The organism is Acinetobacter sp. UBA2581 (assembly GCF_002339435.1).
Classification (GTDB): domain Bacteria; phylum Pseudomonadota; class Gammaproteobacteria; order Pseudomonadales; family Moraxellaceae; genus Acinetobacter; species Acinetobacter variabilis.
The window spans coordinates 1-16,813 of the sequence record NZ_DDLD01000119.1 but is presented as its reverse complement, the minus strand read 5'-3'; the positions used below and the strand labels follow the sequence as shown (position 1 = coordinate 16,813).

Annotated in this window: 18 protein-coding genes, 1 tRNA gene and 1 pseudogene; 10 read left to right on the top strand and 10 right to left on the bottom strand. The window is 42.5% G+C overall.

All coding sequences use genetic code 11. From position 1 onward, the window contains the following. Positions 1 to 9: 9 nt before the first annotated feature. Positions 10 to 516, bottom strand: coding sequence for a hypothetical protein (locus tag B3Q46_RS15065; RefSeq protein ID WP_262735888.1), 507 nt, complete (start codon positions 514 to 516; stop codon positions 10 to 12). A gap of 168 nt (positions 517 to 684) precedes the next feature. Between B3Q46_RS15065 and B3Q46_RS15060 the strand changes: the two genes are divergently transcribed. From B3Q46_RS15060 to B3Q46_RS15050, 3 genes are all read left to right on the top strand, one after another. Then, entirely contained in the window at positions 685 to 1,413 is a 729-nt protein-coding gene (locus tag B3Q46_RS15060) for a hypothetical protein (RefSeq protein ID WP_286716555.1), read from the top strand. 181 nt (positions 1,414 to 1,594) lie between these two features. After that, positions 1,595 to 1,680, top strand: a tRNA-Leu gene (locus B3Q46_RS15055). Positions 1,681 to 1,773: 93 nt separating this feature from the next. Then, complete coding sequence (locus tag B3Q46_RS15050; RefSeq protein WP_262736138.1) at positions 1,774 to 2,463, top strand: hypothetical protein; 690 nt, start codon at positions 1,774 to 1,776, stop codon at positions 2,461 to 2,463. 27 nt (positions 2,464 to 2,490) lie between these two features. On the opposite strand, the gene B3Q46_RS15045 is transcribed toward B3Q46_RS15050, so the two are convergent. From B3Q46_RS15045 to rlmE, 5 genes are all read right to left on the bottom strand, one after another. Continuing rightward, positions 2,491 to 2,805 carry a DUF5713 family protein gene (locus B3Q46_RS15045; protein WP_286716554.1) on the bottom strand — a complete coding sequence of 105 codons (315 nt, stop codon included), beginning with the start codon at positions 2,803 to 2,805 and terminating at the stop codon, positions 2,491 to 2,493. A 105-nt stretch (positions 2,806 to 2,910) separates the two neighbouring features. Continuing rightward, positions 2,911 to 3,765: a dihydropteroate synthase gene (gene folP / locus B3Q46_RS15040; protein WP_262736140.1), complete on the bottom strand. Its 855-nt coding sequence runs from the start codon at positions 3,763 to 3,765 to the stop codon at positions 2,911 to 2,913. Positions 3,766 to 3,843: 78 nt separating this feature from the next. Beyond that, on the bottom strand, positions 3,844 to 4,458 hold the full coding sequence (locus tag B3Q46_RS15035) for a GNAT family N-acetyltransferase (RefSeq protein WP_286716552.1): 615 nt from the start codon (positions 4,456 to 4,458) through the stop codon (positions 3,844 to 3,846). A 107-nt stretch (positions 4,459 to 4,565) separates the two neighbouring features. Next, a complete protein-coding gene (gene ftsH / locus B3Q46_RS15030) occupies positions 4,566 to 6,455 on the bottom strand; it encodes an ATP-dependent zinc metalloprotease FtsH (RefSeq protein WP_034170205.1) in 1,890 nt (629 codons plus the stop codon). Between the two features lie 133 nt (positions 6,456 to 6,588). Next, entirely contained in the window at positions 6,589 to 7,239 is a 651-nt protein-coding gene (rlmE, locus tag B3Q46_RS15025; protein ID WP_004784794.1) for a 23S rRNA (uridine(2552)-2'-O)-methyltransferase RlmE, read from the bottom strand. A 196-nt stretch (positions 7,240 to 7,435) separates the two neighbouring features. Here rlmE and yhbY point away from each other — a divergent pair, with 196 nt between their 5' ends. Both yhbY and B3Q46_RS15015 read left to right on the top strand, forming a co-directional pair. Further along, positions 7,436 to 7,759: a ribosome assembly RNA-binding protein YhbY gene (yhbY, locus tag B3Q46_RS15020; RefSeq protein WP_004784797.1), complete on the top strand. Its 324-nt coding sequence runs from the start codon at positions 7,436 to 7,438 to the stop codon at positions 7,757 to 7,759. 11 nt (positions 7,760 to 7,770) lie between these two features. Next, positions 7,771 to 8,310, top strand: a complete 540-nt coding sequence (locus B3Q46_RS15015) for a DOMON-like domain-containing protein (protein ID WP_034170177.1) — start codon at positions 7,771 to 7,773, stop codon at positions 8,308 to 8,310. Positions 8,311 to 8,590: 280 nt separating this feature from the next. Here the strand turns inward: B3Q46_RS15015 and B3Q46_RS15010 are convergent, their stop codons facing one another. Further along, a complete protein-coding gene (locus B3Q46_RS15010) occupies positions 8,591 to 8,815 on the bottom strand; it encodes a hypothetical protein (protein WP_175967996.1) in 225 nt (74 codons plus the stop codon). 101 nt (positions 8,816 to 8,916) lie between these two features. Further along, positions 8,917 to 9,405, bottom strand: coding sequence for a hypothetical protein (locus B3Q46_RS15005; protein ID WP_175967998.1), 489 nt, complete (start codon positions 9,403 to 9,405; stop codon positions 8,917 to 8,919). A gap of 310 nt (positions 9,406 to 9,715) precedes the next feature. Here B3Q46_RS15005 and carA point away from each other — a divergent pair, with 310 nt between their 5' ends. The 3 genes from carA (at position 9,716) to greA (ending at position 14,661) form a co-directional block, all read left to right on the top strand. Then, the gene (carA, locus tag B3Q46_RS15000; RefSeq protein WP_005236823.1) at positions 9,716 to 10,855 is read left to right on the top strand and encodes a glutamine-hydrolyzing carbamoyl-phosphate synthase small subunit; all 1,140 of its coding nucleotides are present in this window, start codon (positions 9,716 to 9,718) and stop codon (positions 10,853 to 10,855) included. Between the two features lie 13 nt (positions 10,856 to 10,868). Next, positions 10,869 to 14,099, top strand: a complete 3,231-nt coding sequence (carB, locus tag B3Q46_RS14995) for a carbamoyl-phosphate synthase large subunit (RefSeq protein WP_034170174.1) — start codon at positions 10,869 to 10,871, stop codon at positions 14,097 to 14,099. Between the two features lie 85 nt (positions 14,100 to 14,184). Further along, positions 14,185 to 14,661, top strand: a complete 477-nt coding sequence (gene greA, locus B3Q46_RS14990) for a transcription elongation factor GreA (protein WP_005236827.1) — start codon at positions 14,185 to 14,187, stop codon at positions 14,659 to 14,661. A 76-nt stretch (positions 14,662 to 14,737) separates the two neighbouring features. Here greA and B3Q46_RS14985 read toward each other — a convergent pair whose 3' ends face one another. After that, the gene (locus B3Q46_RS14985) at positions 14,738 to 15,319 is read right to left on the bottom strand and encodes a TetR/AcrR family transcriptional regulator (RefSeq protein WP_175968000.1); all 582 of its coding nucleotides are present in this window, start codon (positions 15,317 to 15,319) and stop codon (positions 14,738 to 14,740) included. A 138-nt stretch (positions 15,320 to 15,457) separates the two neighbouring features. Here B3Q46_RS14985 and B3Q46_RS14980 point away from each other — a divergent pair, with 138 nt between their 5' ends. Further along, on the top strand, positions 15,458 to 15,862 hold the full coding sequence (locus B3Q46_RS14980) for a RidA family protein (RefSeq protein WP_175968002.1): 405 nt from the start codon (positions 15,458 to 15,460) through the stop codon (positions 15,860 to 15,862). A gap of 106 nt (positions 15,863 to 15,968) precedes the next feature. Continuing rightward, positions 15,969 to 16,583 (top strand): CatB-related O-acetyltransferase, encoded by a 615-nt coding sequence (locus B3Q46_RS14975; RefSeq protein WP_004784815.1) that lies wholly within the window; start codon positions 15,969 to 15,971, stop codon positions 16,581 to 16,583. Positions 16,584 to 16,602: 19 nt separating this feature from the next. On the opposite strand, the pseudogene B3Q46_RS14970 reads toward B3Q46_RS14975, so the two are convergent. Further along, positions 16,603 to 16,813 (bottom strand): annotated as a pseudogene (locus B3Q46_RS14970) (hypothetical protein); the annotation flags it as partial.

The following is a 16,813-nucleotide window of genomic DNA, read 5'->3' as shown; positions in this document are numbered from 1 at the left end:
CAATTCAGCTTAAATTTTTGATAAAAGCGCTTCAAGGACTGCCTGATAATGGATCTGGATATCTTCCTGCAAGATTTTGTAGGCATTATCAAATTGCACCATTGGCCAGCCTTCTTTCCAGAATGGGAAAATATTATGCAGGTCATGAGTCACGACAGCATCTTCACGTAGAATCGCCTGTGCAATCTGCGCCAGTACAAAGGCAGTTTCCGCGCCATCAATCGCCAGGTAATCAATACCACGGGCTTTTAAAATACGGATACGGTCTTTCTTATAACGGATTTTTTTGATTTGTGCTTCATTCAGATTCAGAGCCAGAGAAACCGCTTCAACAAATTTTTCTTCAAATGACTGATTCAATACAACCAACGCCTGCTTATGCGCTTCCTGACGACCCGCTTTACCACTCTGACGAATGACTTCTTTTGCTTCTGTATCTAGCTCATCATTCTTCATGGTTTGAAGGATGTCTAAAATTTCGATGTCGCTTAGCGTCGCAGGAGATTGATCAGTCATAAACTGTCCCTAAAAAATAAATATGCAATGGACTATTTTCGCATAAATCCTTACTAAAAAATTAAAATCTTTAGCTTCAACTCTAATAATTGCAAAATCCGGATCATCTCTATCATTCTTGCGTAAATTGGCTATAGTAGGCGGCAAGTTTCTGATTTACTTTTTATTATGCAAACCAAACAGATTGATCTTTTATTGCAGCAACTTAAACTGCTTTATCCGGCTGCCTTTAAAAGAAATTATCTGTTTTATGGTCAGATCAAAACCAAGGGTATTTTAAGTGATCTCAAGGAACTAATTCCCTGGGTGCTGGCTGCCATGATGTTTGTACCAATTAGCCTGGTTCTCAAAGATGTTTACTCCTCTAAGCTACCAACTGTCCAAGACTTTCAGGCGCAAGCTTATGCGATTCTGACTATTCTGCTATTTCTGATGCTGGTGGTTCCACTGGTGATCAAGCAGATCCGGCACTCTTCTCATTCCCTCTATCAATTTTTAAGACATACACCGATTAAACTCACTGTAGTCATTGTACTGGAAGCGCTGAATCTGGTTTTTCTACAAAGCAGTACGACCATGTGGATTCTATTCTTTTTCGGGATAAGTTTCGGTTTTGTACGGTTCTATAAAGAAAATATGTTCCGCCCTGCTATCAATGGCACTGAACAATATCAACTGCAGCAGTTACGTCGCATCTGTTTCTGGGCTTATCAACAAACCTGGAAACTGCGTCTGAAATTATTTTTTCATTCCAAGCCGACCTCCCCAAATGAAGAATTGAAAAATCAGCTTCAGCACTATGCGGATTTGCATACCCGTTTGTTTAAACTGGAACATGAGCAGTGCAAGAAGATTAAATACATCGATATCGATACTTATCTGGATGAGCACCTGTAAAAAGTTTTTTTTAAACACGTCCTGAAATAGAAAATTACATGACTTCTCACGCTTATCATCCAGCACTATAGAATTAATAGAATTAATTTCTAAATTTAAGCTACTGAATTGCTTGAAAATAAAGCAAACGTATTGAAATTTACTTGCCAAGCTTTATTTCGTCCTCTATTATTGCGCACATGCCCGAGTGGTGAAATCGGTAGACACAGGGGATTTAAAATCCCCCGCCCACAAAGCGTGCCAGTTCGAGTCTGGCCTCGGGCACCATTTTAATTCTGATTAGAATGGTGCAATGAAAAATCTCCAGCATTCAGCTGGTTTTTTTATGCGTGATTATCACCAATAGAATGTGCCCTCCCCATGTCTGCACCCCGTTCTTTTGATCTAGCCAGATTGCAATTACGCCATCCTGATGCATTCTTTTGCAGCCTCAGCTATGGCCGTTATAAATATTTGAACCAGACCACTGATCTATATCTGTATTTACGTATCGGTATTCTGATCATGATCACAGGTTTTTGCTGCCTGTGCTTTTCGCTGCCGTTTTATCCTGACTTTGTCACTTCAAAATATCAGGCGCTCAGTGCTGGTACCGTTGTCATGATTGGCATGCTTTATCCTTATATCTGGCGCGCCCAGTTTCAGGCGAAATACAGTTCTGCCCGCTATGCCAAGCGTTTACAACTCTGCCTGTATATGCAAACCCTGATTGCGATTCTGTCATTTATAAATTATCAGTATTTTCACTCAGCATTTATTACCTTGCCTTGCTTGGCCCTGCTTGCTTTCAGTAGCCTTGTACCAGTTTTAGTCGAGCCTTGTTTTAGAGTTTCGACTCGCAGCACCCTTCTGGTACGTTTGCAGAAAATCCGTCAACTGGCTTACTGGTCTTATCAGCAGTCGCAAAGCAAAGAGCCGGAACCAGTGCCTTATCACAAAGATTTAAAACAGTATTATCTGGATTTACATCATAGCTGCATGCGGGAAGAGCAGAAATTACTGGAAGAAATTCATTATAAAAATTTAAAAGACGTATTTTCAGATCATTAAAAAAAGCCCTGTTTAACAGGGCTTTTTCTACCATTCACGAGTCGCGACCAGCTCTTCCATTTCAACTTCGAAGTATCCCTGTTCCTGTACCACTATCATCATGGCTTCAGCAATATAATCTGCTGCGGTATCATCTAAAGAGGAATCCAGGTCTTCGAACTGCGGCTTCATTTCATTGATTTCTGCCACAGTCGCATTGGCAAACTGATAAATCTCATATTCAGATAAACCAGATTTTATCACCTTTTTGGCAAAACGTTCGATGTGCTGCTTTACTTCAGCAACCAGAATATCGGGATAATATTCATCATCGAACATTGGGAGAAGTAAATCTGCAAACATTACAGGCACTCTAAAACTATAACTAAAAATTAAGCGTGCCCTATATACCATATTGCCGCTTAAAAGCCAAACAGCACGCCGCCTGACATACAATCTAGCCAACAATTAAACTGCGGCTTGCATTGCCTTCCAAACCTTAATCGCATCTGCTGTCGCTTTGACATCATGTACACGTACCATGCAGGCACCTTGTTGAATACTTAGCAAGTGTGCTGCTACTGACCCCACTGCGCGTTCTACGGCTTCTGCTCCACCCAGCACCTGTCCAATGAAGCGTTTACGTGACAACGCCGACAATATTGGATAACCAAGTTGAGTCAGTTTGTACAATTCGTTCAATAGTTTCAGGTTCTGTTCAGCATTTTTGGCAAATCCAAAACCGGGATCAATCATAATATGCTCAGCTTTCACCCCGGCATCTAAAGCATCCTGCACCCGCTGTTTTAATTCCGTAATGACATCAAGCGTGACGTCTTGATACTGATCCAGATTATTCATCGTAGTCGGCTCACCACGCATATGCATGATGATCACCGGAATATTCAGTTCTGCTGCCGTCTCTAACGCTTGTGGACGAGTGAGCGCGCGTACATCATTCCAGATATGTGCACCCGCTTTCACGGCTGCTTTAATCACTTCTGGCTGTGAAGTATCAATCGAGATGATAACATCATGTTTAGATAGTTCTTCTACAACTGGAACCACACGACGAAGTTCTTCTTCAACGTCCACGACTGATGCACCCGGACGTGTAGATTCCCCCCCGATATCAATCACAGTGGCACCATCAGCAATCATTTCCAGGGCTTTTACTACTGCCTCATCTTTCTGATTGTGCAGCCCCCCATCGCTAAAGGAATCCGGAGTCACATTTAAAATTCCCATCACATGCGGCTGAGACAAATCCAGTTTCAAATGACCGAAAGTCCAGATCTGTGGTCGTAGTGGCTTCAGCTGCATGGTTCAATCCTAGTTCACAATAACCCCGGTATTGTCTTATGGAAAGATCAATAAAGCAAAGCTCAATCTATTCAATAGCTAGATTTCAAAATAGTTCTTATTGGAATATTGCATCAGCTTGGATTGCAGTAACGCTTTTACATCAACCCATTCGCTTTTTAAAATACTATAGATATAACTATCTCTGAGTGTCATGCCATCTTTACGCAGCATATGACATCTAATGATGCCATCCTGTTTGGCACCCAGAGCTTCAATAGCTTTTTGACTTTTAAGATTCAGATGATCAGTCCGAAAGCCTACCACGTGAGCATTCAGCTCTTCAAATGCATGCTGCAACAAAAGATATTTACAGACCCGATTTACATAGGTTCGTTGATAAGGTTTGGCATACCAGGTAAAGCCAATTTCAACGCGTGGAATTTCCGGCCTGATATCATGATAACTGGTGGTGCCAATCGCTCGGCCCGAATTCAAATAAATCACGGCAAAAGCCATTCTTTCACCTTTGGACTGCTGTTCAAAAGCTTGGATAAAGTAGTGTTTAAGTTTATGTAGGTAAGGCACCGAATTATATAACACTTCCCCTAAGTCACCTTCGGCACATGCAGTTTCTAAATCTGCAAAATGCTCCCAGCTCAGTGGCTCCAAACGTAGCTGATAAATATCGGATTCCAGAACAGGTAAATTCATTCTTATTTTTACTCATTGATTTTTATGAGTTGACTATAGCATTCAACTAGATATGACAAAATAATAGCCATAAAAAAAACCACCCGAAGGTGGTTTTAATTGTTAACTTAGTTCGCTGGTAATGGCGGAGGAGTCATTGGACCATCAGTCGGTGTTACATCAATCACTGGATTGTCTGAAACATAAACTTTAGGTGGTTTTGGCTCACGACCTTCCATAATGTCACGAATCTGTTCACGATCAATTGTTTCCCACTCAAGTAGCGCTTTCACCATGGCATGGGCAATATCTTTGTTATTTTCAAGGATATCGCGTGCAACCTTGTATTGCTCATCGATGATGCGACGAACTTCCGCATCTACCTGTTGTTGGGTGGCCTCAGAAATCGTACGGGTACCAATGCTACCCATAAATGACTGTTGAGAGTCATCTTCATAGACCATGACGCCTAACTTGTCCGACATACCATATTTGGTCACCATCGCACGTGCCATTTTAGTTGCACGTTCAAAGTCATTCGAAGCACCAGTCGACATCTGGTTAATAAATACTTCTTCTGCGATACGACCACCAAACAGGATTGAAAGTTCATTCAACATCTTGTCTTTATAATGGCTAGTCTGGTCAAACTCAGGCAACTGCCAGGTGACACCCAATGCCCAGCCACGCGGCATGATGGTGACTTTATGCACAGGATCTGTACCTGGAAGCATTTCTGCCACAATTGCATGACCTGCTTCATGGTAAGCCGTAGCACGACGCTCTTCTTCACGAAGTACCATCGATTTACGTTCAGGGCCCATGTACAGTTTGTCTTTCGCATCTTCAAAGTCATGCATATCGACGGTGTTCTTGTTACGACGTGCAGCAAATAATGCCGCTTCGTTTACAAGGTTGGCCAACTGTGCACCTGAGAAGCCTGGTGTACCACGAGCAAGCACTTTGACATCTACACCCGTAGTAGAAGGCAATTTCTTCAAATGTACATTCAGGATTTGCTCACGACCTTTAATATCTGGCAGACCTACCATGACTTGACGGTCGAAACGGCCTGGACGAAGTAAAGCTTTATCCAGTACATCAGCACGGTTAGTTGCAGCGATCACGATAATGCCTTCATTGCCTTCAAAACCGTCCATCTCTACCAGCATCTGGTTCAGAGTCTGTTCACGTTCATCATGACCGCCACCTGTACCTGAACCACGATGACGACCGACTGCATCAATCTCATCAATGAAGATAATACATGGTGCATGGCGTTTTGCCTGTTCGAACATGTCACGTACACGAGATGCACCGACACCGACAAACATTTCAACGAAGTCAGAACCTGAGATACTAAAGAATGGAACTTTTGCTTCACCCGCAATGGCTTTAGCCAGCAGGGTTTTACCTGTACCTGGAGGACCCACCATCAAGACGCCTTTAGGAATAGTCGCACCCAGACGTTTGAATTTTGCAGGATCTTTCAGGAAGTCAACGATTTCGACCACTTCCTGTTTTGCTTCATCACAACCCGCCACATCAGTAAATGTTACTTTGATCTGGTCTTCAGATAGCATTTTCGCTTTAGATTTACCAAAGCTCATTGGGCCATTCTTGCCGCCTGCACCGCCACCCATGTTGCGCATAAAGAACATGAATAACAAAATGATTAGAAGCACAGGGAAACTTGCAATCAGCAATTGCATGAGCAAGCCTTGACGTTGAGGCGCTTCACCTTCAACGACTACATTATTTTTAATCAGGCTTGGCATCAGTTCTGGGTCTTGAACTGCCGGGCGAATGCTTTCAAACTCTGAACCGTTTGATTTTTCACCGCGAATTCTTTCGCCATCAATTGTAACTTGTTTAATTTGGCCAGCATTGACCGCGGCAACAAACTCCGAATAGTTCATTGTAGTCGGTTGATTGCGGTCACTGACGTTGCTGAAGATTAACACCAGCACACCCAGTATCACGAGCCACAATACGGCATTCTTAAAAAGATCGCTCAAAGCTTTATTTCCCATTCCAATCTAATTTGATCATGCCCTCGAAGGGTGACCTTAATCAATAAGCTGCAAATCAATTTGCAATAATGTAAAAACCTACAAAATGCACAATTTTTAACGTGTTGGCAAGTAAACTTTATTTCAAAGCCTTCTTGCGTCCCTGTCCGACCAAAAACACTTCTTTCGAACGGGCACGTGATGCAGCAGGTTTAATCGTCTTCAATACATCAAAACTGTTAACGACTTCTTTACGAAATTCATCAAAACCTGAACCCTGGAATACTTTCACTACAAACTGTCCTTTCGGACCGAGTACCTTGTTGGCAAAATCCAGAGCAAGTTCACATAAATAAATCTGACGTGGTTGATCTACAGCTCTATTACCTGATGTATTGGGGGCCATATCTGAAATTACAACGTCTACTGTGCGTCCGTTTAAAATATTTAACAATTTATCGAATACTTCTTGTTCACGGAAATCGCCCTGCAAGAAAGTCACATCAGGTAGCGCATCCATTTCCAAGATGTCTGATGCAATCACCAGACCTTTGTCACCGACCAGTTTTCCGGCAATCTGGGACCAGCTTCCTGGGGCAGCACCCAAGTCCACTACAGTCATGCCGGGTTTAATAATGCCGTATTTTTCCTGAATTTCTAGCAACTTGTACGCAGCACGGGCACGATAACCTTCTTTTTGTGCTTTTTTCACATAAAAGTCATCAAGATGCTCTCTCATCCACGCACGACTACTTTTAGATAACTTTTGGTTGGTAATGCGTGTTGCCATAACTCTCTAAATAAAAAAAACTTCTAATGATTCATTGTACGTGAAAAACACATTTTTTGCAGTATACATGTGTATCTAAATCTGAGTATTCCGGTGTGATTTGCGATTATTTACAAGTGATTATTTCCTGAGAATTTACAGCGTTTATTTTTCGCTTTTGCTATACTAAGCCGTTTTAAAAATCAGGTTATCTCTCATGGCGTCTTTATCTATTCAGGAACGTAAGCGTTTACGTCAAATTGGACATGCATTAAACCCGGTTGTAATGCTTGGTGACAAAGGCTTAACTGAATCTGTAGTTGAAGAGCTAAATCGTGCCCTTAATGATCACGAACTCATTAAAGTAAAAGTGGTGGCTGAAGACCGTGAAGCACGTGCAGCACTCATTGCTGAACTTTCAGAAACTACAGGTGCTGAAGTGGTACAAACTATTGGTAAAATTGCGCTGCTTTACAAGAAAGCTCCAAAGCAAAACCAGAAGTTATCCAATCTTGTCCGTTTTGCCCATCTTTCTAACTAAGTACAGGATTTATGGCCAGTTACGAACTCAGCGCATTTGATCGCCGTTTTCAGGCAATCTCATTGGTCGGTGCCATCGAACAGCAAAATCCATGCAGCTTGAATGTCGGATTTTGGTTGCGCGATCCCAACCAGTACGTGCTGTGGCCAGAAATGGTTACTGCACATCCCCGTCGTGATTTTTTGTGGGAACAGACCTGCTTTGAAATCTTTATCGGGGTTCAGGGTGAAGATTATTATCGCGAAATCAATCTCTCCCCTTCTCAGGCCTGGCAAGCCTATCAGTTTGAGGAATATCGCTATCCGGAAGATATGCCGCCACCTGCTGCATACGATATCGAACTGAATCAGCTTAAACGCACCCATTATGGTCTGAATGTCAGTCTGGATCTGACCGAGTTTATGGTTGAGCACAAACTTAAATGGGCAGACCTGTTTATTGGTCTGACAGCAGTATTAAAAACCTCACAAGGTGATCAATACTTTGCAATGCAGCACAGCAGTCCAGAAGCAGACTTCCACAATAAACGGGATTGGCTGCATGTCTTTTAATGCAGATTAAAAGCATTTGCTGGATAAAAAAGATATTAAAAAACGTGAGCATTAAAGTCTCACGTTTTTTTATGGGCTTTTCCAGTTCATGCGTTCAAAGCTGGCTGTTATAGCTTGAGGAAAATATTTACCTGTATTTTCATTACATGGATTCAGGTCAATTAGCATTAAATTGATACAACTAGCCTGCTCTCTATACTTAGGGCTGGCTACTTTAATAATAATTTAAATGATATTTAAGCTGATAGACTAAGAGTTCGTTTTAATTGTTTTCGACATTTTAGTGATGTAAGCGGTGATTGTCCTGCACTGATTTTACCGCGGCATAAAAAATTACAGTTAACGTGAAGATGATCAGAATAATCGTTCCAAAAGTTAGTCCAAAGAATCCCAAGCATAACATCATCACACCCAGATAAAGTGCACGCATCAACCAACTTTCCAGATTAAGCATCATAATCAGCGTCAGTAAACCAAGTACACCTGCAAAATAATGCTGCTGCATCGTGACCCCCTTTCATTATTATTGTGAGTCCGTTTGCCTCAAAAAGACAAAGGAGAACGTATCCAGTTCTCCTTTCATGCAATTTAAGTCAGCGTATTCCCTTAATTCTTCAGCTCAGGGCTTTTTTCTGAACTTTCAGCTTTTACCATGGGTTTGACCTTTTTCAGGACCTCAATGGTGCTGTCTTTTGAGCGCTTGAATGTACCAGTCAGATGCTCTTTATGTTTGGTCGAGATCTGGCTGACATCTTCTTTCAGTTCTTTACCCATATTGGATAAGTCTTCAATCACTGCGGTAAATTCGGTTTTGATAAAACTGGTTAATTCAGTCAGTTCTTTTTGCGAACCAAATAACTGCTCTTTCAGAGTATCTATCCGTTGTAACAGATCCTGTTTTAACTGGCGTAACTGTTCCTGCACAGTATCACCCAGCTGTTTCGCTTCGACTTCAAGTTTCTCTTTGCTTTCTTCGATAGTTTCTACCACCTGTTCTTTGGCTTCAGCTGCTACTTTTTCAAGCTGTTCAGTCGTTTCTGAAACCACGGTATTGATCTTTTTCTTGGATTGGGAAGATTTCGCTGCTGTAGTCATGTGTCTTATTCCTATAGTTATATTACGACTCATTCATATTAGTAGTTTTGATAAAAATTAAGATTTGATTTGTTAGACAATTCTTAATTGCTTACATTTTTTTACGTTGTTCGTAAAACAGACTTTCAAGCAAAAAGCAAGCCATTTATCTCATACTTTTGCTGTAAAGCTATTGGACTTGGGGGGTGGTTCTGCGTATAATGCCGTGTTAAGTTCAAGCGAGCAGACATAGGAGGGTAGGTTTAAAAATTAACCTTCCTTTTTTTTCGTCTACTCGCTTTTTTACAGCCTAAATTTCAGGAGCTTTGGTTTGAGCACCCCAGCAATTTTAGCCCTTGCCGACGGAACTATCTTTAAAGGTACTTCAATTGGCGCATCGGGTTGTACGACTGGTGAAGTCGTTTTCAACACTGCCATGACTGGCTATCAAGAAATTTTGACTGATCCTAGTTATGCACAGCAGCTTGTAACGCTGACTTACCCACATATCGGTAACACAGGTTGCAACGAAGAAGACGCTGAATCAGGTCGTATTCATAAAGTATGGGCAAACGGTTTAATTATCCGTGACCTTCCTTTACTACATAGTAACTTCCGTGCGAATCAATCACTTGGTGATTATTTAAAACAGCACAATGTAGTTGCCATTGCTGACATCGACACGCGACGATTAACTCGAATTTTGCGTGATAAAGGTGCACAAAACGGTTGTATCCTTGCGGGTGAAAACATCACTGAAGAAGAAGCAGTCGAAAAAGCACGTGCATTCGGTGGTTTAAGTGGTTTAGACCTTGCGAAAGAATGCTGTGATCCGACCGGTTTCGAATGGACTGAAGGCTCATGGGCACTTGGCAAAGGCTTTACTCAACCTGAACTTAAATTCCATGTGGTTGCATACGACTACGGTGTCAAAACCAACATCTTGCGTATGCTCGCAGACCGCGGCTGTAAATTGACTGTGGTGCCTGCACAAACTCCTGCTGAAAAAGTACTTGCGTTAAATCCAGATGGCGTATTCCTGTCAAATGGTCCTGGCGATCCAGCTGCATGTGACTACGCAATTGAAGCTGTAAAAACAATTGTTGAAACAACTGAAATTCCAGTATTTGGTATCTGCTTGGGTCACCAGATTCTTGCTCTTGCATCGGGTGCTAAAACGGTAAAAATGCCGCACGGTCACCATGGCGCTAACCATCCTGTACAGAACATCGAAACTGGTACAGTGATGATTACTTCTCAAAACCACGGCTTCGCAGTGGATGAAAGCACCTTGCCTGCGGTATTGCGTGTGACTCATCGCTCACTGTTTGATGGTACAAACCAAGGTATCCATCGTACAGACAAACCTGCGTTCAGCTTCCAGGGTCACCCTGAAGCAAGCCCTGGTCCACATGACTGCGCACCATTGTTCGATCATTTCATCGAACTTATCGAAGCATCTAAGAAGTAATTAAGGAAGCATCATGGCTAAACGTACTGACATTAAAAGCATCTTGATCATTGGTGCTGGTCCGATCGTCATCGGTCAAGCATGTGAGTTTGACTACTCAGGTGCTCAAGCATGTAAAGCGCTTCGTGAAGAAGGCTACCGCGTTATTCTGGTGAACTCTAACCCAGCGACCATTATGACCGACCCTGCAATGGCAGATGCGACGTATATCGAACCGATTACCTGGCAGACTGTTGCAGCAATCATTGAAAAAGAGCGTCCAGATGCTGTCCTTCCAACGATGGGTGGCCAGACTGCACTGAACTGTGCCCTTGCACTGGATGCCAATGGTATTCTTGAAAAATACAACGTTGAACTGATTGGCGCGACCAAAGAAGCGATCGAAAAAGCAGAAGACCGTAAACTGTTTGACGAAGCAATGCGTAAAATTGGTCTCGAGTGTCCAAAAGCTGCAATTGCTGAATCTATGGAAGAAGCACTTGAGATTCAAGCGCGCTTCGGCTTCCCTGTGATTATCCGTCCATCATTCACTATGGGTGGTTCAGGCGGTGGTATTGCTTACAACCGTGAAGAATTCCTGGAAATCTGTGAACGTGGTTTCGACCTCTCTCCTACTCACCAGTTATTGATCGATGAATCATTGATTGGCTGGAAAGAGTACGAGATGGAAGTTGTTCGTGACAAAAACGACAACTGTATCATTGTATGTACCATTGAAAACTTCGACCCAATGGGCGTGCACACAGGTGACTCGATCACTGTTGCGCCTGCGCAAACGCTTACAGATAAAGAATTCCAGTTACTACGTAACGCTTCTCTAGCTGTACTTCGTGAAATTGGCGTAGAAACAGGTGGTTCTAACGTTCAGTTCGGTATTAACCCGAAAGACGGCCGTATGGTTGTGATCGAGATGAACCCGCGTGTTTCTCGTTCATCTGCTCTTGCATCTAAAGCAACAGGTTTCCCGATTGCGAAAATCGCAGCGAAACTGGCTGTGGGTTATACGCTTGATGAGTTGAAAAACGACATCACTGGCGGTACAACACCTGCATCATTCGAACCTGCAATCGACTACGTTGTAACCAAAATTCCTCGTTTCAACTTTGAAAAATTCCCACAAGCTGATGCAACTTTGACAACACAGATGAAATCTGTGGGTGAAGTGATGGCCATTGGTCGTAACTTCCAGGAGTCTATGCAAAAAGCGCTTCGTGGTCTTGAAGTGGGCGCTTCTGGTTTTGACGAAAAAATTGAAGTGGGTGCTGAAGGCGCGCGCGACAAAATCTTGCAAGAGCTTAAAGTGCCAGGTCCTGAGCGTATTTGGTACGTGGGCGACGCATTCCGTCACGGCTTTACTTTAGACGAAGTATTCGCTGCAACGAACATTGACCGCTGGTTCTTGATTCAAATCGAAGACATCATCAAAACTGAAAACCAGATCAAAACTTTAGGTTTTGGCGACTTGAACGCAGACAACATCCGTGCATTCAAACGTAAAGGTTTATCAGATCTTCGCATTGCGGACTTGATGGGCATTTCACAAAAACAATTCCGTAAACACCGTTGGAACCTGGGCGTCACTCCAGTTTACAAACGTGTGGATACATGTGCTGCAGAATTCGAATCTGATACTGCTTATATGTACTCAACTTATGATGAAGAGTGTGAATCTAATCCATCTAACCGCGACAAGATCATGGTGATTGGTGGCGGCCCTAACCGTATCGGTCAAGGGATCGAATTCGATTACTGCTGTGTACACGCTGCCCTTGCAATGCGTGAAGACGGCTATGAAACCATCATGGTGAACTGTAACCCTGAAACTGTTTCTACGGATTACGACACATCTGACCGTTTGTACTTCGAACCAATTACACTTGAAGATGTGCTTGAAATCGTACGTATCGAGAAGCCAAAAGGCATTATCGTGCAGTACGGTGGTCAAACACCTTTGAAACTGGCTCGTGCTTTAGAAGAAGCGGGTGCGCCGATCATTGGTACATCTCCTGATGCGATTGACCGCGCAGAAGACCGTGAACGTTTCCAGCAAATGATTCAACGTCTGCAACTTCGTCAACCAAATAACAGCATCGTAAAATCTGCTGAAGAAGGTATGGCTGAAGCATCTAAAGTAGGCTATCCACTTGTTGTACGTCCTTCTTACGTCCTTGGTGGTCGTGCGATGGAAATCGTGTACAACGACGAAGAACTCAAACGTTACTTACGTGATGCGGTTCAAGCATCAAACGAAGCACCTGTTCTGCTTGACCGCTTCCTGGATGATGCAATTGAAGTTGACGTAGACTGCGTATCTGACGGTAAAGACGTAGTAATTGGCGGCATCATGCAGCACATTGAACAAGCAGGTATTCACTCAGGTGACTCAGCATGTTCGATTCCTCCTTATTCTTTGTCTAAAGAGATTCAGGACGAAATGCGTCGTCAGACAATTGCAATGGCAAAAGAACTTGGCGTAATCGGTTTGATGAACGTTCAGTTTGCGGTTAAAGGCAAAGACGTTTACATCCTGGAAGTGAACCCACGTGCATCACGTACTGTGCCGTTCGTTTCTAAGTGTATCGGCGAATCTTTAGCGAAAGTGGCTGCACGTTGTATGGCGGGTCAATCTCTAGAATCTCAAGGATTCACTTCAGAGATTATCCCTGAACACTTCTCTGTAAAAGAAGCAGTGTTCCCATTCAACAAATTCCCTGGTGTTGATCCGATCCTTGGCCCTGAGATGAAATCGACTGGCGAAGTGATGGGTGTTGGTAAAACATTCGGTGAAGCATTTTATAAAGCTGTTCTAGGTGCGAACGAACGTCTACCTGGTCTTCCGACAGAAGGTGAAGTGAAACACGCATTCATTTCTGTACGTGACTCAGATAAACCTCGTGCAGCAGGCATTGCGAAACAATTGATTGACCTAGGCTTCAAGATTCTTGCAACTGATGGTACATTTAAAGTGATTAGCGAAGCTGGTCTTGAATGTGAACGCGTAAACAAAGTAACTGAAGGTCGTCCAAATATTGTGGACCGTATTAAAAACGGCGAAATCCACCTTGTAATCAATACGACTGAAGGTAAAAAAGCGCAGGAAGATTCATTCTCGATCCGTCGTTCAGCGCTACAAGGTAAAGTGTATAACACAACTACCTTGAATGGTGCTGATGCTGTATGCCAAGCTTTAGCAATTAAATTGCCAATGGATGTATATCGTTTGCAAGATTTAACAGTAGGTTAATTCGTTACTGAGAAGTCCCGTCACCTTCTCGGTGGCGGGCTTTTTTTCATTTATAGACTTTCATTTTTATTACTGAGGGACAACTATGCAACGTTATCCTATGACTCCCGAAGGCAAGCTTGCCTTAGAGAAAGAATTACACCAACTGAAAACTGTGGATCGTCCACGTATTACTGCAGCGATTGCAGAGGCACGTGAGCATGGGGATTTAAAAGAAAACGCAGAATATCATGCAGCACGTGAGCAGCAAGGTTTCTGTGAAGGCCGCATTCAGGACATCGAAGGTAAACTGGGTGCTTGCCAAGTCATTGATGTTAAAGAACTGGAGCAAAACGGTCGTGTAGTTTTTGGCGTCACTGTGACTATTGAGAATCTGGACACTGAAGAACGCAAAACTTACAAAATCGTAGGCGATGACGAAGCAGACTTTAAGATCAACAAGATCTCTGTAAACTCTCCGATTGCGCGTGGTCTGCTGGGTAAAAACGAAGGCGACGATGTGAAAATCGTAACTCCACAAGGTGAAGTTGAATACGAAATCGTAAGCGTTGAATATATCTAATTTTAAATAGATATTTTAGGCTGTAAGACCCCTCAGATGAGGGGTTTTTTATTGAACCTAGAAATTTCTATCGGCTTTATTTTAAAAATCCAGACGCCAATGCTTCAAATGCCTGTAAAGCCTGAGGTAAGACCTGTGCAGGTTCCTCACTAGAAGCAACCCACAGTGCTGCATTCATTGCTGCACCATTTAGCAAGACTGCCGCAGCAAGTGCATCGACTGGTTTCAATCTATCTTCAGCCAGTAACTGTTCTACGCATTCACGTGTCGACTGCAGGCATTTACTTTGACTTGGCCAATGTGCGGGATCTCCTAATACTGCCGGACCATCACGTAGCACAATCTGTTGAAACTCAGCATTCAAAGCATTTTCAATATAAGTACGCCCTTCCAACATCAATCCTTCCCATAGATCATCAGGCTGCTCCAGATGTTGCCCGGCATATTCAGCCATTTCTGAATCAATCTGATCGACCACGGCGGCAAACAAGCCTTTTTTATCTCCAAAATGATGGTATAGCGCACCCCGGGTCAGCCCTGCTTCTGCCGTGAGCTTATCCATTGAAGTATCCGCATAACCATATTCAGCAAATGCACGACGTGCGACTTCTATGAGTTTTTTGCGGGTTTCCGCCATTTTTTGTTCACGTACAGACATATGTTGTTTCCATCAGCATTGTGAAAAATTTTAATTGACATACGTCTCGTATGTCAATTATGTTTACATACGATACGTATGTGAAGATCTAAACAGCTTTCTAAAATACGTATAAATTAAAATTGAGCGAGAATTATCATGACTAGAACTGCAATATTTCCCCAAGATCGCCATGCTTTGTATGAACAGCATGGTTATTCTGCTGCCATCAAATCAGAAGATTTATTATTTGTATCCGGTCAGGTTGGTAGCCGTGAAGATGGCAGCCCCGAACCTGACTTTGAGAAACAGGTAGAACGAGCCTTTGAAAACTTGGCTGCTACATTAGATGCAGCTGGCTGTACTTTCGATGATATTGTCGATGTCACAACTTTTCATACTGATCCGGAACGGCAGTTCGAAAGCATCATGAAAGTGAAAAGTCGGATATTTACAGAGAAGCCTTATCCTAACTGGACAGCAGTAGGTGTCACGTGGTTAGCAGGTTTTGATTTTGAAATTAAAGTGATTGCTCGTATTCCTACAGCATCCCCACCAGTCTAATCATTTGCGTTATTCGCAGTCGCTTGAGCGTCTTTTAGATATTATTCAGCAAGTTTAAACACCGATTAGGTATAATTTCTTATTCACTATTTTTTGTATCCCCCTTATGGCTGAAAAGTTAATTAATTCTCCGGTAAATCATTGGTGTGAATTCGAGTTCATTTCTAAAACGGTGAAGAACCCAAATATTCATATCAAAGGGAATTATTCCTACTATTCAGCTTATTGGGATCAGGGTTTTGAGCGTTGTGTAGTGCGTTATTTACATGATAAGCCTGCAACGCCTGAGAAGCCGATTGATCAGCTCTATATCGGCAATTTCGTCTGTTTCGGCGCAGAATGTGTGATTATGATGGGTGGCAACCAGTTACACCGTACCGATTGGATTTCAGCATTTCCGTTCGATACACGTAGTTTTGTGCCTGCTGGGGACACAGTCATTGGTGATGGGTGTTGGATTGGCTCTCGTGCCATGATTATGCAAGGGGTGAAGCTTGGTGAAGGTGCTGTAGTCGCTACAGGTGCAGTAGTCACTAAAGACGTACCGCCTTATGCTGTTGTAGGTGGTGTACCTGCAAAAATTATTAAATACCGCTTCCCACAAGAAGATATTGAAAAACTGCTTTCCCTTAAAATCTACGATATTGATGAAAAGCAGTTTTTAAAAATGCGTGAGCAGTTGCAGACGGATGATGTGAATAAAATTGTCAGTTTTTTTTAAATGCAAATAATCGTATTTATTAAACTTTACGAGCTAAAGCTTCTTCTTTATTGATGATTTCACATTTTGTATCTATATATACTTGCTCTGTTTCACAGTCAATATTGCTATAAACATTACAAGATATATATTGCTCATATGACCTACCGTATATATCTTGATATACGACTTTAAAAAGTCTCGAAAAATCGAATTTCCCTTCTAAAAACGGCAGAGTAAAACTTGAAGTG